The sequence below is a fragment of the Bremerella sp. P1 genome (genome assembly GCF_028748185.1).
Taxonomy (GTDB): Bacteria; Planctomycetota; Planctomycetia; order Pirellulales; family Pirellulaceae; genus Bremerella.
The window spans coordinates 2,905,271-2,923,702 of sequence record NZ_CP118164.1; the positions used below are offsets into that span (position 1 = coordinate 2,905,271).

Genomic DNA, 18,432 nt, shown 5'->3' on the forward strand with positions numbered 1-18,432 from the left:
TTTGCCTGGGAATTATGGATTGGCCGCTTTTACGCTTAAAATTCCGTTGAATCGCCCGAGAAGCCTGGATTGACTGGGAATAGCGGAGCACGTTTCACTGGTGCTTCTTCGACCGGGCCAGCCTCGGGCGAGGCAGTTTCCGAGAGGTCGATTTCGCTGGTCGAAGCTTCCGCTTCCTCGGAAGCCTTGGTCTCAGCCGGAGTGGCTGGTCCTGCTTCAGTTGGGGCTTCGGTCGCATTCAAATCAGGTTTGCGAACTTCCTGCTGCTTGTCGGTTTCCAAGGCAACTTTCGGCTTGGCCACCGTCGCTTCTCGGCTTGAAGGCATCGAGATGGGCTTGGCAAGCTCGCTTTTCGCAAGTTCAACCGCTCCAGCCCCATCGGGCGACTCTTGATAAAGCGAGACGATTCGACGGAAGATCTCGCGACCCTTTCGCACGTCGCCAGAAACCGTCATCTCTTCGGCCTGAAGGACGAAGTCATTGAGCGACGAGTTCTGCACCTTACCGGTGACTCGCAAGTGTTGCAGCCGATGGATCTCTCGCTTGGCGATCAGATGGTAGGGACGGTTGTCCACTGTCTCCGGCAGTTCTTCCAGGATCATGTCGTATTGATGCCATGCTCCCAGGTGATTGCCGGCTTCTTCCAAGCCCCGAGCATTTGCCAGGCGACGTTCGGCGTCGCTGCGGAACTCGCGACCCATACGCAGGCTAATCGCCAAACGAGCCTCGGCTCGTTCCATCTGGATCATGTCGAGCCAATTCTGCGCCTCGTCGGCGTATTCGCTATTGGGATAACGCTCTAGAAGAGGCTGAATGTAGTTACTCTCCGCTTCGCGCCACTTGGTAGTGTCGTCGGTGAGCATCAAAGGTTCGGCTCGTGCGTGGAGTTCCTGATCGTTGAGTGGCCGCAACAGCCAGACCAACGCAGCGATCACGACAATCAATGCCAGACCCAGGAAGATCTTACTGTTGAAGAACGAACCGCGTTCGTACGACTTGGGCTTATGAAGCAACTTTTCAGCTTCACTGCGGTCGATGCCGATATCGATAATGCTCTCGCGGCCGTTATTGCCAACCAAAGCATGTTCGATCGCGCTCATACCGCGAGCAACGGCGTCTTGTGATTCGCGTAGCCCAGCAGCGACCGAGTCGATATCAGGCGGACGACGATCCGGCATGACCTCGATCATGCGCATGATGACGCGGTCGAGCCAAACAGGACAATCGAGTTCGAGCGAGGCAGGCCGCTCTGGAAGCTTCCAGCGTTCTTCGCCGGAGGCGAGCGGATTGAAGGGTAACTTGCCGGTGATCATCTCGTAGAAGACGCATCCCAACGAGAAGATGTCGGTGGCATCGTCGACGTATTGGGGATCTTCAAACTGCTCAGGCGAAAGATACTGTTGGCGATCTTTCGGGAACAGCAGCAGCGACGAACGTCGCCAGCGCGGATCGGCCCAGAAACTGGTGAGTTGGACGGTAAGCGGCTTACGCGGATCGGTCAGACCTGCACCGGACAGCAGAATATGAGCGGGTCGAACATCCAAGTGGTGAATGTTCATGTGATGGGCGGCGGCCAATGCGGCACATACCTGCAGACCGATTTCCACCACGGTTTCCCACGGAAGTGGACCATGCTCTTCAAGATATTGCTGAAGGCTGATGCCGTCGACAAAGTCGAGAGCAAAGAACGGAATTCCCTGATCAATCCCCGCGCCGTGATAGCGCACGATGTTCGGGTGATTCAGTTTCTGCAACTGGCGGCTTCGCTTTTCGAGACGTTGCCGTGCTCGGGGATTCTCGGCGTATCGTTCAGGCAGAATGCAAACGACCGCTTGGCGTTTTTGCTTGAGATGGAAGCCATGAAATACATGGCTATCTGGGTCATTGCCGAGGCGGTTCTCCAGGGCAAATGGACCTAACTTGGAAAGCTCTATCATCGATCGTTCCCTCAAATCGGTTAGGCATGCGAGGGGGGTCGCAATCTATTCGACGCGCGCGGACAGCGAGTAGTTCGCCTCTTCTGCCAAAAGGTTAAACACTGCAAACCCCAAGCCAGATTCGAACAAACTGCCCGGACGACCGCATGATTCGATATAAACTGTTACTTTCAATATACTTATTACCGTAAAATATTTGACATCAAACTTGACTAATATTTCTTACGTGCTGTCGATCTGAGACGACTTGTCTCAATATGAGTCAAAATCGTCCCGCATGGTTTCTGTTGAGGCATTTCAAGAAAAGCCGTAGAATCGCCCCGCTTGGGTCCTCTCCGTAGACCCAGGCCACGGTACCGATGACCAAGTCAAGGAAGACACGTGTCATGAGTTCTCCCATTCGCAAGGACGAGATCGTCGCGCCTCGAGACCGATGGATCGAGCAAGGGCAAGCCGCCATTCGGCACGAAGCCGACGTCATGCTGCGCGTCGCCCAAACGCTTGACGATCGTTTTGCCAGCGCGGTCGAGATGATCCTAAACTGCCGCGGCGATGTGATCGTCAGCGGGATCGGCAAGGCAGGTCACGTCGGCACGAAGCTGGCGGCAACGTTGGCCTCGACCGGCACGCGCAGTCATTTCCTCCATCCGGCCGAAGCAATCCACGGCGATCTTGGCCGGGTAACGCAACACGACATCGTGCTCATGCTTTCGCAAAGTGGCGAAACGGAAGAAGTCGTCCGCCTGTTGCCCATTTTGCGAGGCCTCGGCGCGACGCTCATCGCGATGACTTCCTCGGCAGAAAACACACTCGGCAAGGCGGCCTCCGTCGTGCTGGAGCTAGGCGGCATCACCGAAGCATGTCCGCTCAACCTCGCCCCAACTGCCAGCACCGCGGCCATGCTCGCCCTAGGAGACGCACTGGCAATCACGGTTAGCGAACATCGTGGCTTTCGCCCCGAAGACTTTGCCCGCTACCACCCCGGTGGAAGCCTGGGACGCAAGTTGGCCTTCGTGGAAGAGAAGATGCGTCCGCTGGCACAGTGCCGCGTGGCATCCGACCAACTCTCGATTCGGGAAGTCTTTCAGAAGGTTCGCGTGAATGGACGACGTACCGGCGCCGTCATGTTGATCGATGCCGAAGGGCGGTTGTCAGGCATCTTCACCGATAGCGATCTGGCGCGCTTGTTCGAGCGGGATGACGTTGTTGATATCAATGCATCGATTGCCACGGTCATGACGACGCAGCCCAAGACAACGACAGCCGGTACCCGCTTTCAAGCGGCACTCAGTCGTCTGGCGAACGAAAAGATCAGCGAATTACCGGTGATCGATGCCCACGGGCGTCCACTTGGTATGTTGGATGTGACGGATATGGTGGGTCAGGTTCCCAGTGAAACTGAAGAGGAACCAGCGACAAGGCCCACGCTGAAGATCCGATATCCGAACCAAGACAAGCGAGGGGCGTAGATGAATCTGGAACAGCGATGTCAGGCAGTCGAGCTGTTGTTGACCGATGTCGACGGCGTGCTGACCGACGGCGGAGTGATACTGAACAACGAAGGCGTCGAGTCGAAGAAGTTCCATATCCGGGACGGACTTGGCTTCAAGCTATGGCGTCAGGCCGGCTTCAAATGCGGTTTGATCACGGGACGAAACTCGCAGGTCGTACGTCTACGGGCTCAAGAATTGAGCCTGGACATCGTCCGGCAGGGAATTGTGGACAAAGGGACTGTGGCTCAAGAGGTGCTCAAGAAGTTCAATCTTGAGCCGGAACAACTGGCATTCGTTGGAGACGACTTGATCGATCTCGGTGCGATCCGCCTGGCAGGCCTGGGGATCGCGGTTGCCGACGCAGTAGACGAAGTAAAAGAAGCAGCCGACTATGTCACTAAGACTCCGGGCGGCAAGGGCGCGATTCGCGAGGTGATCGAGGTCATCCTTAAAGCGAAGAAAGTCTGGAACGACATCATCCACACGTATTAAGTACGGAAGCAAACTTTGACGGCAGCCATTCAACAAGACACGTGGCAACCACCAACGCTCATCGGGCAAGCCGTGCGCGTAGCGGTCGTGTTTGGCGTGATGGTAGCCATCGCTGTCGGCTATCAGATGACGTTCGTTCCGTGGATCGAACCGACAATTACGCCCGACGACACCGATGTTGTTCCAACGGTTGGCTTTCTAGGCCAACAGAAACAAAGACTGGCCCTCTACTTCTCGCCACGCAGCTGGCAACTTGGTTCAACGAAGGTTCTCGAGAGCAATAACATCATGCTCTTGATGAAAGACTTTCGCGAAGTGGGTGAGAATCGTCTGGAACTGGAACCCCTGACGATCATCGCGTTTGAAACCGATGTCGAACAAGAGAAGTGGGACAAACCGGTCGTCATTCTCAATGCGGAAAAGGCGATCCTGCAGTTCTCGGAACTGAACCTGGCCTTCGGCAAAATAGGTGACTTGGTTGGTGGCCAATTGCTAGGCAACGTGCAGATCACGCGTAAGAGCGCCGATGGAAATCACGAGCCGTTGAACGTTCTGACCTCGGACGTCATGTTGGCATCTAACCGGATCGAAACCAAAAAAGACGTTCAGTTCCAAATGGGTAAGCACCAGGGAAGTGGACGCCACCTGATCGCTCAATTCGAGGAAGGTCCCAATCGCGGTCAGCAGAAGGGCCCAAACATCTCTGGCCTTTCGGTTCTGGAACTGGTTCACGTCGATCGGATTGTCCTTTCGACCGAAGGCCGCGGACTGCTGGGCAACGCGGCCGAGATGCCAGGTATGCGGGAACAGTCGAGCCAGATGTATGCTTCGGCACCGGTCGAGATCCGCTGCCTGGGGCCTTTCGTCTTCGATGGTTCGCATCGCGTGGCAACCTTTCGCGATCAAGTGCAGGTCCGCCGTCTGGTCGCTTCCGGTGTGACCGATCAATTGGAAGCCGACCTCCTGGAAGTTCACTTCCAGAAAGAAGATCCCGCGGAGTCTGCGGAACCAAAAACGGACTCTGATGAAGATTCTTCAGACAAACCATCGGCGAAGCTGAAAATGCAACGACTGGTCGCCGTGGGAAGTCCGTTTCGGTTGTCGGCCACCAGCGTTTCGGCCAATGCCGAAGGTGGTCAGCTGATTTATGACCTCATCAAGAAGCGGATCGAAGTCAAAGGCAGCCCGACCGCCATCCTGACTAAGGACAAGTATCGCTGCGAGTCGCCTCACCTGATGTACGAACTGGGAGACAATCCAAGTCACCTGGGGCGCGTGTGGTCGGCTGGCCCAGGGGTGTTTACGGGAAACCTGAACGACAAAGACCCTAGCGAACTGAGTCGTCTCTCTTGGCAGGAGCAGTTTCGTATCGAACCCCAAAACGGTGAGTACGCGGTTGCCGTTGAAGGAAATGCCACGGTCTCAGGCGACAAAAAGGGACAGATCTCCGGCGATAAGTTATTCGTCTTCCTACAGGATGTGACCCCGCCAGGTGAGAAGAAACAAAAGCTCATTCCTAGCCGACTTCATGGGATCGGACGCATTTCGATCGATACGCCCCAGCTTGTGGGACGCGCGAATGAAATCAAGACATGGTTTCAATTCGACGAGCCACAATTGGTGCCAGGCAATGAGCCTGGCAAGCTGCCAACGGGACCTGCTCCCGGAGCACCACCTGGTAATGCACCAGCGCAGCCGCCACTAGCCCAACAGCAGAATTCGGAAGAAAAGCCAACGCGGTTCCGGCTCTCAGGCGAAACCATTCAACTGGTCGTTCGCTTCGATGGACAGAAGTCGCACCTCGATTCGGCTCAGATATCCGGACAAGTCCAGATGGCCGAGATGCCGGAAGGGGAAGGCCTGATCGATCCCTTCATGGTGCGTGGCAACGTAGTTCAGCTGCTCAACGCGGCCGACAACAATGCCGAGATCCATGTCACTGGTGAACCGGCGGTTGTATCAGGGCGAGGTTTGATCATGCGAAGTGGTCGACTACGCGTGAATCAACTGCAAGGACGCATCTGGACCGATGGCCCTGGTACGCTTGAGTTTCCATTGGATCGTGATTTCCAGGGACGCAAGCTGGCGGTGCCGGAGTACTTCAACGTTCAGTGGCAAGGAGGGCTCCAGGCCCAGCACGATCAGATTACCTTCGATCGAGCGGTTAAAATTCAGGGTCGCCAAAGCCATCTGAACACGGCTCGCCTGACGATCACGTTGAATCGGCCGATCAGCTTTACCGATACCAATGCGAACAAAGCATTGAGCGCCAAACGCGTGGAATGTACCGGCGGCGTGCAGCTTTACAATCGCAACGTCGAACTAGGCGTACTCAAGTCGGTGGATCAGTTTGAAGGAAAAACGCTGGCCATCAATCAAGAGACTGGCGATATCCAAGCCCAAGGTCCTGGTACTGCCAAAACGGTCATGATGGGAAGTCCCACGACGAATATCCCTGGACAACCGACTTCCCCAAAACCGCCGGGCGAAAAGCAGCTCACCTTTTTGCGTGTCGACTTTGTGAGCCACGTGAGCGGCAATGTGCATCGCAAAGAGGTTAACTTCCACAAGGTCGATCGTGCTTACTACGGCCCGGTCAAGTCGTGGGACGACGAGATTGACTTGCAGAACCCGTCCGCAATGAATGCCAGTGATGTCACCCTCCGCTGCGATCAACTAACGGTCGTCCAGCACGATAAGCAGTCAGGGCTGAGTGGAAGCGAGATCCTGGCGATGGGGAACAGCGAAGTCCAAGGCAAAATGTTCAGTGCCTGGGCAGACCGCATCAGTTACTCAACCGAAAAACACCTGCTGACGATGACCGGTAACGGACGCAACGCCGCACAACTGATTCATCAGCAGCGGATTGGCGGATCGCGGCAGACACTGACTGCCGGGAAGATTCAGTACTGGCCAGAAACCAGAAAGTTCCAAGTCGACGACGGCAAATCGATCGACGTTTCTGGCGTCAGACCGAACGACGTCAACATTCCGAAAATACCAGGCCTGCGCTAACGGGCCGGATTCTCGTACCAGATCACACCCAGGTTGTCGCGCTCTTCGCAGGTCAGCACATCCTGATCGCCATCACCATCGAGATCGATCAGTTGCAACAAGTCGAACTTGATGCCTTCCTTTACGCCGCTGATCGGCTGGGCGACCCACTCCCCTTCTCTCTTCTGCATCCACATCACGCCATGCTTCTTGCCGGCGTTGCCGCAGCTGATGACGAGATCGTTGTGCCCATCAAGATCGACGTCCGCGACTCTGACCGATTTGCCAGTTCCTGTGTTGGGAGGCATGGGGATTTCGATTTGCGCGAAGACCGGAACATTGCTCGTGCGGCGGAACCACAGGATCGTATCGCCATAGGTTGAGCACACGACGTCACGGAATCCGTCTTGATCAAGGTCAGCCGAGTCGAGGAACATCACTTCATGGTCGGTTCCTCCGATGAGTTTGGGGGCAGTCGATTGTGGATCGCCAGCACGATCGATCCAGTAAACGCCCCGCCGCTTTCCTTTCCGATCGCTGTACAGAAGATCGGCATGGCCATCCTGATTCATATCTTCGGTCATCAGTGACATGATCCAGCCGGCATCGGTCAGTTTCTTCCAACTCCAAGTGTTGGGATCGTCCTGTCGAAAGATGCCTACGGCCCCGTTGGGTGATTTCGAGCCAGCGATCAGTTCGAGCGGCTTCTCCTTCTTCGTCTGCCAAGGCAACGCGAACATCCAGCGGGATTGATTCTCGGAAGCGGCGATCGGTTCGGTCTTCCAGGCACTCTCTTCAAGATAGTCTTCGGGATTCTTAGGAGCGATGTGCACGAAGACCGTTTGCTGACGTCCTTCGCACGAAGAGACGACGTCCACCGCTCCATCACCGTTGATGTCCATGAAGACGGCATCTTCGGGGCTTTTCACGTTACCGACCGTCACGGCAGGCCACGGTTGTTTTACCGCCGCATGGCCCGGATGCAGATAGGCGCGGATCACTCCTCCTTCTTCCCAGCCGGTACACAGATCGGTAAGGCCATCGCCGTTGACGTCGAAGGGTCGCACGCCGTCGGCACCTCGCGACGTGTTGTCGATCGTATGACGCTTCCAAGGTTCTTGGGCACCTAAGCTGCCTAGGAGTGACAGTACGATGGCAATCGCAGTCGAACGCGGAGCGAGCATGATAAGACCTCGAGGAGGAAGGTGAGATGAAGACTGGCAAGATCTGCACGGTACTTCACCTCAGGTCGCTCGTCCAGGAATTCCGCATAGCGCAAAGAAAAACCCTGCCGATGTTCGGACAGGGTTTTTCTTTTCGAGCGAACTAACGTAGGTCTTAGACCAAACCTTGACGCACAGCCCAAACGGCGGCTTGGGTGCGATCGGTGACGTCGACCTTACGCAGAATATTTTGAACGTGTTCTTTAACGGTTTCGATGCTAATGCTTAGCGAACGACCGATCTCACGATTGCTGAGACCCAATGCCAAGTGGCGAAGCACTTGCATTTCGCGATTGGTCAATGGGAACTCGCTATTCTTGGCATCGTGACGCTTGGCCATGGTGCCTTTGACGCGCGACATGATGCTTCCGTCAGGTTGCTTTCCACCACTAGCAGCATTGTGGATGGCGCTGACGATCATTTCGCGAGGCGAACCTTTAAGAACGTAATCAACCGCACCCAAGGCAACACCACGAGCGACGTAAGTCGGGTTGTCATAGGTGCTAAGCATGACGACCGGCGTGCCGGGAGCGTCAGATTGCAATTTCTCAAGGGCAGACAAGCCGTCCATCTCCGGCATCCGGATATCCATGAGGACAACGTCAGGCTTGTGCTGGAGTGCCTTCTCGATGGCGTCATTTCCATCAACTGCTTCTCCGACGACTTCAATATCGGTGCCTCGGAAGAGACACGCCAAGCCGCTGCGAACGACCTCATGGTCGTCGACAACCAACACATTAATGGACATAGGAACCTTTCACAGTGAAACGAGGGTGGCTGTTGTGAGCGGCTTCTCGGAGCAGTTTTCCCCACCCGGTGCGAGTCGTACGTTTTCTAAAAAACGCCAAAAATCTCGCTAACTGCATATCCGCGATAACCTTGCGTTTATCGACGCTGCCTTGCCACCATGTTAACCCCCAGTGAGGGCATTTCCAGTGTGGTTGCCCGTGATGTGCCCCTTTTTGCGATGTCCCGCACCCGCTAGACGTAGTAAATACCGGGGGTTTCAATTCGTTTAAGGGTGTTGATGCCGCCCAACGGAAAAATGTGGTTTACCGCAGCGGGATATCAACGCCCCTCGGGGGGTGTCTACAAAATGCCACATTGTTTTGACCAGGGTGAATGCGTGACCTAGATAAATAGATAGATGTGGAGAATTTGCGACATGTGTTGTTCGCGGAAGCTCTCCCCCCAAATTGAGAGATAGAATCAGACCGCTTTCCCTGGATATTCCCATCATGAACCAAGCCCAACTGCTGCTTATTGACGACGACCGCCATGTCTTGGATTCGATGGGAAGTTGGCTGCGCGAAATTGGTTATGTGGTCGATCAGGCCTCTAATCTGAATCAAGCCATCGCCCTGATCGACGATCGTCCGTACGACCTGATCCTGGCGGATGTGCGTTTGGGGGACGAGGACGGCTTTGATGTGTTGCGACATTGCCACACGCATCACCCTGGTACCACGGTGATCATGATTACCGGTTACGGAACGGTGGAGACCGGTATCGAGGCCCTGCGAGCTGGTGCGTTCGATCTACTCACCAAGCCGTTGATCGACGAAGAATTGGAGATGGCCATCCAGCGGGCACTCTCGCAACAGAAGGTAATGCAAGAAAATAAGCAATTAAAGGAACAACTCGATCTGCGATTCGGGCTGGAAAATATTATTGGCCACGACCACAGAATGTTGCGCATTTTTGACATGGTCGATAGTGTTGCCGACACGCGAGCCACCGTTTTGATCACCGGAGAGAGCGGAACGGGTAAGTCGCTACTGGCCCGAGCCATCCATCGCCGCAGCAATCGTCGCGACCAACCGTTCATCGAAGTGGCTTGCGGTGCACTGCCAGAAAACCTGCTCGAGAGCGAACTGTTCGGTCACGTCGCCGGCTCCTTCACCGGAGCAACCGGCAATAAAGTCGGTAAGTTCAAAGCGGCTGATAAGGGAACGATCTTCCTGGACGAAATCGGTACCGCTCCGCTGAGCATGCAGGTCAAATTGCTTCGCGTGCTACAGGAACTTCAGTTCGAGCCAGTTGGTGGAACGGAAACGGAAACGGTCGATACGCGTGTCGTTCTGGCCACCAACGAAAACCTGGCGAACCTGGTCGATCGTGGCGAGTTCCGTCAGGACCTGTTTTACCGAGTCAACGTGATTAACTTGGAGCTGCCCCCGCTGCGGGAACGTATCTCCGACATTCCACGCCTGGCCGATCACTTCCTGGCGGAAGTTTGCCAGGATACAGGCCGCCGCGTGCAAGGCTTCTCAAGTGAAGCGGTTGCCGCTTTGCAGCGTTACAAGTGGCCAGGCAACGTGCGAGAACTGCAGAACGTGGTCGAACGAGCCGTGCTGCTGAGCAAGAACGAAGAGATCACGCCAGACGATATGCCGTCGTCGATCGCTTCGGGAGCTCCTGTCTCGGTCAGCCGAAGCACCGGCACGTCCTTGAAAGAAGCTCTGGAAGGCCCAGAGCGACAGATCATCCGCGAAGTACTGGAATCGAACGGCTGGAACCGCAACGAAACGGCCGACCAACTGGGTATCAACCGCACGACGCTCTATAAGAAGATGAAAAAGCTCGGTCTCGAAGAGATGGCTGGGCAACGGGCTGGGATGTAGTCCCGGTTTCGTTAAGGTTGATTTCTTATCGATAAAATCTTTTCGGTGCCCGATTCGCTTGAAATCGGGCACCGATTATCAGTTCTCGTGCAGTCTGGCACGCATCGCTGCCACAAGCGCATATTTCCCCATTAGTTGGCCTAATCCCACACTCTTAATCTGGGCCTTTTCAGGGGTTAGTGCGACGTTTTAGCGCCTCCCCTCCGGTTGACCCTCTTTTTCCCGCAGTCGTATAATCCGGCTTTTCCTGCTCGACCGTTGCTAATTCCATCTGGAAGAAGTCGATGAAGATTCATGAGTTCCAGGCGAAGGAAATTCTTCGCCAAGCTGGGGTTGCTGTACCCCGCAGCATTGTTGCCAAGACCGCTGAAGAAGCGAGTGCCGCTTTCACCGAACTGGCCGGAAAGATCGCCGTGGTGAAGGCTCAGATCCACGCCGGTGGTCGCGGTAAAGGAACCGTGAAGGACAACGCCGATCAGCGGGGTGTGCAGTTGGTGAAGTCGGCTGAAGAAGCCGCCACCGTTGCTAAGAACTTGCTGGGCAAAGAGTTGGTCACCATTCAGACCGGCCCCGAAGGCAAGCAGGTCAACCAGGTGTTGGTCGAAGAAGGTTGCGACATCGCTCGCGAACTGTACCTCGGCATCGTGCTCGACCGAGCCGCCAAGCTACCGGTTCTGATGATGTCGAGCGAAGGTGGTACCGAGATCGAAGAAGTCGCCGCCGAAACGCCTGAGAAGATCTTCAAAGAACACTTCAATCCGGCTCTGGGACCTCAAAGCTTCCAGATCCGCAAGCTGTGCAAGAAGTTGGGTATCGAAGGCCCGGCTGCCCGCGCCGCTGAGAAATTCATCAAGGGGCTCTGTAAGGTCTACGTCGACACTGACTGTGCCCTGGCCGAGATCAACCCGCTGGTCATCACCGGCGACGGTGGCATGATCGCCCTGGACTGCAAGATGACCTTCGACGAGAACGCCATGTTCCGTCACAAGGACCTGGCGGAACTGCGTGACCTTTCCGAAGAAGAGCCTGCCGAAGTGCGTGCCGGTAACACGGGCCTCAGCTACGTGAAGCTCGACGGTAACATCGGCTGCCTGGTTAACGGTGCCGGTCTGGCGATGAGCACGATGGACATCATCAAGCTGCACGGCGGCGAACCAGCCAACTTCCTGGACGTCGGCGGCGGTGCCAATGTCGATCAGGTTACCGAAGCGTTCAGCATTCTGCTGGACGACAAGAACGTGAAGGCCGTGCTGGTGAACATCTTCGGCGGCATTATGCGTTGCACGACGATCGCCGGTGCTTTGCTCGAAGCTTACAAGAAGCTCGACTTCAACGTCCCGCTCGTGGTTCGCTTGGAAGGAACCGAAGTCGAAGAAGGCCGCAAGATGTTGGCTGACTCAGGTATCGATATCATCATCGCCGACGGCTTGACCGATGCTGCGAAGAAAGTTGTTGCGACGGTAGCCTAGGCAGCAAGCGACTTCAACCGATCTTGCTGAAAACTGAACACGGAAAACTGAACACTAAGTCAAAACCATGAGCATCCTCGTCAACAAAGACACTAAGGTCATTTGTCAGGGCATCACCGGTAAGGTCGGCGAGTTCCACACCAAAGGCTGCAAGGAATACGGCACCAAGATGGTCGGCGGTGTTACGCCGGGCAAAGGTGGCCAAACGGTCGAAGGCCTTCCGGTCTGGGACACTGTGGAAGAAGCCGTCCAGGAAACAGGTGCGAACGCCACGATGATTTTCGTGCCGCCTCCGTTTACGGCCGATGCTATTCTGGAAGCGGTCGACGCCGGCATCGAAGTGATCTGTGCGATCACCGAAGGGGTGCCGGTCCTGGACATGGTGCCTGTTTACGAAACCGTCAAGAAGAGCAAGTCGGTCCTGGTCGGTCCGAACTGCCCTGGCGTGATCACCCCGGAAGAATGCAAGATCGGCATCATGCCGGGCTACATTCACAAGAAGGGGCCTGTCGGCGTGATGAGCCGCAGCGGTACGCTGACCTACGAAGCCGTTTGGCAGCTGACCAACCTGGGTCTCGGCCAGTCGACCTGCGTTGGTCTGGGTGGCGACCCGATCGTGGGTACCTCGTTCATCGATCTGCTGGAAATGTACCAGAACGACGGCGACACCGAAGCGATCATGATGATGGGCGAAATCGGTGGTACGGCCGAAGAAGAAGCCGCCGCCTACATCAAGGAAAACGTGACCAAGCCGGTTGCCGCGTTCATCGCCGGTCGTACGGCCCCTCCTGGCAAGCGAATGGGTCACGCTGGTGCGATCATCAGTGGTGGTAAGGGAACGGCTGACGAGAAGTTCGCCGCCTTGCGAGCTGCCGGCGTCGAAATCGCGGAAAGCCCTGCCGACATGGGTACGGCCCTCAAGCGTGCGATCGATAACCACAAGTAAGCTGGTTTCATGCGTTCAACGAAGAGCCCACTGGTAGCAGTGGGCTTTTTTTATGTGCCATGATCGCGCAAGCAAAAGTGATCTCGGTGAAATCCGCCGTAGACATACCCCACTAGTGTGTGACAGATTGTCTGGGATCTTTTTACCACTTACCGCGTAGAAATACTGATGATTCAGGCCATCTACGGGTTCAGCAGCGGATTGAGCGCCTTTATCCGGGGTTTAATTGCGGACCTGCCGCACATGAACCGTCCGATTGCTATAATACCCCGTTAGGCGGACCTTCCCACAGGCTTACACAGAGAGACCATCGTGTCGGGAATGGAAAAAGGACTAGCAGTCTCCCCAGGCATTTCGATCGGGGTGGCGTACTGCATTCTTGAGATCTTCGTGAATCCCGATCGCAAGCGATTGGAAAAGCACGAAGTCCAGAAGGAGCTTGCGCGGTACGAACAGGCTCGCGAGCGTACGGCCGTCGACTTAGCGGCCCTGCAGTCCAAGGTGGAAAAGCAGATCGGCAAGAATGAAGGCGCGATCTTCGCCGTCCACCAGACGATCCTGCGAGACCCGGCATTCACGAATAAGGTGCGACACTGGATTGTCGAAGATCACCAAACTGCTTCCGCCGCGCTGCACCGCCTGATGGAGCAGTACACCGAAGTCTTCTCGAAGACCGGTGACGAGTACCTCCAAGAGCGGCTAAACGATATTCGCGACGTGGTCGTCCGCTTGAGTGCGTATCTGTCCGATGTTTTGAACGACGCGGAAGAGTCGGGGCTGAGTGGTCCACTGATTGTCGTCGCCGATGAACTGCTTCCTTCCCAGGCCGTGGCTTTGGGCGAGGCGGACGTGCGCGGCATTGTGACACAAGCCGGTAGCCAGACCAGCCACGCGGCACTGATCGCACGCAGCCGTGGTATTCCGGCGGTGAGTGGTGTCTCGGGGATCCTTCGTAAAGTGAAGACCGGTGACACGGTCGTCGTCAACGGTAGCGAAGGTATCGTCTCGATCAATCCCGAGCCGGAGGAACTGGCCGCTTATCGCAAGCTGGAACGAGAGTTCTTCCATCTTAAAGATCAGCTGGCCGCAAATCGGCATCACCCCGCCGTGACGCGTGATGGAACGCCGCTCAAGTTGCTGGCCAACATTAACAACGTCAAAGACGTCGAAGCCGCCGAGGCGATGGGAGCCACCGGCGTGGGACTCTATCGCACCGAGTACCTCTACCTGACGCACGATAACGTGCCGGACGAAGACGAGCAGTACGAAGTTTACAAAGAAATTCTCAAGAAGTCGCCTCACCAGTACGTCACGATTCGTACGCTCGATATCGGTGGCGACAAGACCGTCGCTTACCTAGGACACAACCACAACGAAGCGAATCCGTTCATGGGTTGGCGGAGCATTCGGCTCTCGTTCGAGCACCCTGAATTCTTCCTGTCGCAGCTTCGCGCGATCATGCGTTGTGCGGCCGAACTGCCAGAGGGAGGACCGGGGGAAGTCAACATGCTCTTCCCCATGATTACCAACGTCGAGGAAATGCGGAAAGCGAATCATCTGGTTCGCAAGGCCGAGAAATCGCTCGACGAACGAGGTGTGCCGCGGGGTAAGGTCAAAGTCGGCATGATGCTTGAAGTGCCTGCCGCCGCCGTCTGCATCCATCACCTGTTGGAACTGGTCGACTTTGTTTCGATCGGCTCGAATGATCTGGTGCAGTATCTGACGGCGGCCGACCGCGATAATCCAAAGGTGAGTGGGCTATGCCAGCCCCTTTCGCCTGCGGTGGTGATGACGCTGAAGTATGTGATCGAGGCCTGTAATCAGGCCAACAAGCCGGTCACACTCTGTGGCGAGATGGCCGGGCAACCGCGGGCATTTCTACTGCTTCTGGGGATGGGGCTGCGAAGCTTCAGCATGAGCCCTGCATTTATCCCCACTATCAAGGAGTTGGCAATTCTGACGACCATCGATCACGCCGAGCGTGTTGTTCAAAAAGTGATCGAAATGAAAACAACCAACCAGGTGAAACGCTTTCTACGGATGGAATTGGAAGCAATTTCGCCTGAATTGGCCCGTTTGGACACGGAATAGCCGGTCAGAGTGCTTCTGGTATCGATTTTGCAATGTGGGTTATGTGGCCAATTCAGTGAATTTGCACAGGATTGGTTGGCATTGTGCGAATGTCAGGCTAGACTTTCGCGTCGCTGGACAAGATCGATAGTTAGAAAGGTTTCATAATGACTCCGACAGCACGTAAAAACATCCTCTGCAGCTTGGCACTAGTGGCTGCAATCTGGTTTGGATTCCAGGCCAACAACGTTCAAGGCATGACCCGCGCCCAGTACCGAGCTCAAATCCGCTCGATGGAAATTACGGAGCGACCTAATCGCTTTGGTCATGTTTACGGCAACAACGTTCGCCGAGTCCATCACTGGCGTCACCGTCGCTAATTGAATCTGGCGACGAAGCGAAAACAGTTCAGAAGGCTGTGTCTACCTAGACGCAGCCTTTTGCCGTTTCTTGAGATCAGAACTGCCGAGGGTTGCCGGCTCCACGGATGGTGCCAGGCGTAGGCAGTTCGTAGCTTGGTGGCGTCGCAGGTGGATACACTTCAGGGCTTGGCTGCAACCAAGTTGGTCGTTCAGGATGCAGCACCCGATACGGAATCTGCGGCTGCACCGGCACCGCTGCGAAATCGGGATGACGCCCGAAGTAAGGATCCAAGAGGTCGTATCCGTAGAGGTCGTAGTACGTCTGATCGAATGCGTCCTGAAGGTTGCGCCAGTCCTGCATGCGGGGATTGCCTTGTTTCCAATCGGAAGCATTGTCGATGGTGTACTCGACCACCTTGTAACGCTGAATGACGGGATCAAATGCACGTTGTAGGGCGTAGTAGCTTCCCTGTCGCTGAGCCAGGCGCGTGAACTTCTGAGATTCGTCGGCCAGATCTTGCAGTGCCGCATTGAGCGTCTTCATCTGGGTATCGTAGGCAGCGAGCTTCTTGACCTTGTGCTCCAGTGCCAACGCATCGGCCGCCATGTTTCCACGGCGAATGAAAATGCTTTGGGCGAAAAGATCGGTCGTGATGAAACACGACAGCAAAGCGAATGTCAGAAGAGTAATGGAAGATCGCATGACGAAAACCTCGATCGGATTAGAGCGTTTCTCTTTATGCATTGTAAGAACAGACCTTCAAGGCGGCCAAGAAAAAAGAAAAGCGTGCGACAGGCTATCGCACGCTTTTCCGCCGAGTACTCCCTCAGCTATTTGATCGCACCCTTCAGCATGTGTGCCCAGCCAGGAGCTCCACTGCCGAGTTTGACGTTCAGCTTGCCGTCCTTGGTGCCAATCGAAATGCCTGGCTGTGGGTAAGGACGTGGTTTGGGTTGGTAGTGACCGTTATTGTGACCGTAGTCAGGACGGTACCGGTGATCGCTGTAGTGGTCGTCGTAGTGACCGTGGCCGTGACCGTGGCTGATTTTGCAGCTGTACTGGATGTAACCGCAGTGACGTTCGTACAAGTCCCAATAGACGCGGTCAAAGGCTCGTTCGACGTCGGCCCAGGAACTCAGCACGTGACGGTCCGGGCGATGGCAGCTATGCCAGGCACGGCGAAATTCTTGTTGAACGTGTCGCATCTCACGCGAGACTTCCTCGAAGTCGTGACGCAGGTGCGACAGGCTGCCACCGCGGCGAGCCGTTTCGCAGAAGTGATCCACTTCACGCAGCAAAGCTTTGGCTTCAAATGCCAGGCTGGTGAAACCTTCATGGAAGCGAACTTCTTTGTAGAAGTCCTCAGTGGCGTGATGCAGCACTTCGATGTCGTCCACCAGGCGATGTCGGCAATCGAAGTAGCCGGCGTTTGCCGTCGATGCCATCGAAAGAAGTGCCGTGCTCAGAATCCCGCTCCAAACCAAAGTCTTAATCAACATGTTTCCGTTTCCCCGATTCTCGAATTTAAAAAGCTCGTTGTGAGTTGTCCCGTTGCCGTCTGTGACTTGATGGCAACGCTGGTACTAAAGGCAGCGGGTGTGCCAAAACCGAGAAAGAAATGCAAGAGAGTTCTATAAGTCACTATTTGGAAACGACTTAATGCCATTTGAAGAAAAATGACCTGAGTTAGAATTCCGTGCCAAACGGCCGTTTGTTGTCAGTGTGACAACAGGCTGTCTCAGCACGGACAGCCTGATCAGAAATAGGCGTTTGGAAACCGCAAAAGAGGTAAGAACGAGGCCGTTGATTAAGAACACGGCCCCACTTTGATTACTTCTGGCGGGGCTTCTTCAGCACGATAACAGGGCAGTGAGCCAAACGAACGACCCGATCGGCGACCGAGCCAACCAAGACACGCATGATCGACGATCGCCCGTGGGATGGGATCAGAATCGAGTTGGCCTCGATTTGCTCCGCATAGTGACAGATCTTTTCGCCTGGGTCGCCGAACGCGATGACGATTTTCAGGTCTTTGTACTTCTCGTCGGAAAGTTCTTTGCGGATGGCCTGAGTGGCGTGGTGCGTCCGGGTATTCTCGTCCACGGTGTCCCACACCTCGCCTGGCTCGGCCGGCGAAAGTTCTCCCAGGACATGAATCAAGTGAACGCCATCGCTTGAATCCAGTAAGGAAACTGCCATATCAACTGCGTCCTTGGAATCCTTGGAGAAGTCGTATGGCACGACGATCGGAGCTTTTGAAATCCAGGTCACGGGAAGTTTCCTTTCTTCGTTTCACACAAAGGTTGCTGTTCGTCCAGGCGTTCACTCATGGTAGCGAACTGTCAGGCCGTGCGACAGTCACTCTCCCTCTTCGGCCTGCAGCAGACCGCGACGGACGAAGGCCTGTTCTTCTTCCTTGTGTTTTTCCATTTCGTCGGCGAATGCATCGAAGCTGTCTTTCCAGTCTTCGGAGACCAACTCGGCTTCAAGATCGCGGACAAGGTTGTCCAACTGCGAGAGCAACAAGCGATGCGTCATTTCCATCTTATGTGTTGCCGGGCACATATGTGGATGCTGGGCGCAGATCTCATCAAAGCACCCTTCCTCTTCCTCGTGAAAATGCTTGGTCATCAGGTCACGAAGTTGAGTGAGACGCATTGAAAGTTGTTCTTTCACAATCTTCTTTTTCGGATCTCGCAGACATCGCTGCAGATCGTGTACGGCACATTCGAGTCCTTCATGCTCAAACGTAAAGTGCACGTAGAAGGGACGATTCCCTCCGGTTAGATAGCTGTCACTGGTCATCGCACACCTCCTTCCC

The 18,432-nt window shown here is 55.3% G+C and carries 15 protein-coding genes; 8 read left to right on the forward strand and 7 right to left on the reverse strand.

The genetic code is table 11. From position 1 onward, the window contains the following. Positions 1–35 precede the first annotated feature (35 nt). Positions 36–1,937, reverse strand: a complete 1,902-nt coding sequence (locus PSR63_RS12130; protein ID WP_274333653.1) for a serine/threonine protein kinase — start codon at positions 1,935–1,937, stop codon at positions 36–38. A 386-nt stretch (positions 1,938–2,323) separates the two neighbouring features. Here PSR63_RS12130 and PSR63_RS12135 point away from each other — a divergent pair, with 386 nt between their 5' ends. From PSR63_RS12135 to PSR63_RS12145, 3 genes are read left to right on the forward strand one after another with little or no spacing between them, the layout of a single operon-like run. Further along, positions 2,324–3,406 carry a KpsF/GutQ family sugar-phosphate isomerase gene (locus tag PSR63_RS12135; RefSeq protein WP_274333655.1) on the forward strand — a complete coding sequence of 361 codons (1,083 nt, stop codon included), beginning with the start codon at positions 2,324–2,326 and terminating at the stop codon, positions 3,404–3,406. After that, the gene (locus PSR63_RS12140) at positions 3,407–3,922 is read left to right on the forward strand and encodes a KdsC family phosphatase (RefSeq protein ID WP_274333657.1); all 516 of its coding nucleotides are present in this window, start codon (positions 3,407–3,409) and stop codon (positions 3,920–3,922) included. 15 nt (positions 3,923–3,937) lie between these two features. Continuing rightward, positions 3,938–6,937, forward strand: coding sequence for an LptA/OstA family protein (locus tag PSR63_RS12145; RefSeq protein WP_274333658.1), 3,000 nt, complete (start codon positions 3,938–3,940; stop codon positions 6,935–6,937). On the opposite strand, the gene PSR63_RS12150 is transcribed toward PSR63_RS12145, so the two are convergent. Together PSR63_RS12150 and PSR63_RS12155 are read right to left on the reverse strand one after the other, a co-directional pair. Beyond that, the gene (locus PSR63_RS12150) at positions 6,934–8,100 is read right to left on the reverse strand and encodes an FG-GAP repeat domain-containing protein (RefSeq protein WP_274333659.1); all 1,167 of its coding nucleotides are present in this window, start codon (positions 8,098–8,100) and stop codon (positions 6,934–6,936) included. The two genes, PSR63_RS12145 and PSR63_RS12150, sit on opposite strands and share 4 nt — an antisense overlap. A gap of 154 nt (positions 8,101–8,254) precedes the next feature. Further along, positions 8,255–8,887 carry a response regulator transcription factor gene (locus PSR63_RS12155; RefSeq protein WP_274333660.1) on the reverse strand — a complete coding sequence of 211 codons (633 nt, stop codon included), beginning with the start codon at positions 8,885–8,887 and terminating at the stop codon, positions 8,255–8,257. Between the two features lie 487 nt (positions 8,888–9,374). On the opposite strand from PSR63_RS12155, the gene PSR63_RS12160 reads away from it, so the two are divergent. From PSR63_RS12160 to PSR63_RS12180, 5 genes are all read left to right on the forward strand, one after another. Then, complete coding sequence (locus PSR63_RS12160; protein ID WP_274334325.1) at positions 9,375–10,763, forward strand: sigma-54-dependent transcriptional regulator; 1,389 nt, start codon at positions 9,375–9,377, stop codon at positions 10,761–10,763. Between the two features lie 284 nt (positions 10,764–11,047). Further along, on the forward strand, positions 11,048–12,232 hold the full coding sequence (gene sucC, locus PSR63_RS12165) for an ADP-forming succinate--CoA ligase subunit beta (protein ID WP_274333662.1): 1,185 nt from the start codon (positions 11,048–11,050) through the stop codon (positions 12,230–12,232). 67 nt (positions 12,233–12,299) lie between these two features. Then, entirely contained in the window at positions 12,300–13,178 is an 879-nt protein-coding gene (gene sucD, locus PSR63_RS12170) for a succinate--CoA ligase subunit alpha (RefSeq protein ID WP_274333664.1), read from the forward strand. 321 nt (positions 13,179–13,499) lie between these two features. Further along, positions 13,500–15,269, forward strand: coding sequence for a phosphoenolpyruvate--protein phosphotransferase (gene ptsP, locus PSR63_RS12175; protein WP_274333665.1), 1,770 nt, complete (start codon positions 13,500–13,502; stop codon positions 15,267–15,269). A 146-nt stretch (positions 15,270–15,415) separates the two neighbouring features. Continuing rightward, positions 15,416–15,628 (forward strand): hypothetical protein, encoded by a 213-nt coding sequence (locus tag PSR63_RS12180; RefSeq protein WP_274333667.1) that lies wholly within the window; start codon positions 15,416–15,418, stop codon positions 15,626–15,628. 76 nt (positions 15,629–15,704) lie between these two features. On the opposite strand, the gene PSR63_RS12185 is transcribed toward PSR63_RS12180, so the two are convergent. The 4 genes from PSR63_RS12185 to PSR63_RS12200 form a co-directional block, all read right to left on the reverse strand. Further along, positions 15,705–16,313: a hypothetical protein gene (locus tag PSR63_RS12185; protein ID WP_274333669.1), complete on the reverse strand. Its 609-nt coding sequence runs from the start codon at positions 16,311–16,313 to the stop codon at positions 15,705–15,707. Between the two features lie 128 nt (positions 16,314–16,441). Next, on the reverse strand, positions 16,442–17,110 hold the full coding sequence (locus PSR63_RS12190; protein ID WP_274333670.1) for a hypothetical protein: 669 nt from the start codon (positions 17,108–17,110) through the stop codon (positions 16,442–16,444). Positions 17,111–17,441: 331 nt separating this feature from the next. Next, entirely contained in the window at positions 17,442–17,882 is a 441-nt protein-coding gene (locus PSR63_RS12195; protein ID WP_274333671.1) for a universal stress protein, read from the reverse strand. 87 nt (positions 17,883–17,969) lie between these two features. After that, complete coding sequence (locus PSR63_RS12200) at positions 17,970–18,416, reverse strand: hemerythrin domain-containing protein (RefSeq protein ID WP_274333672.1); 447 nt, start codon at positions 18,414–18,416, stop codon at positions 17,970–17,972. Positions 18,417–18,432 lie beyond the last annotated feature (16 nt).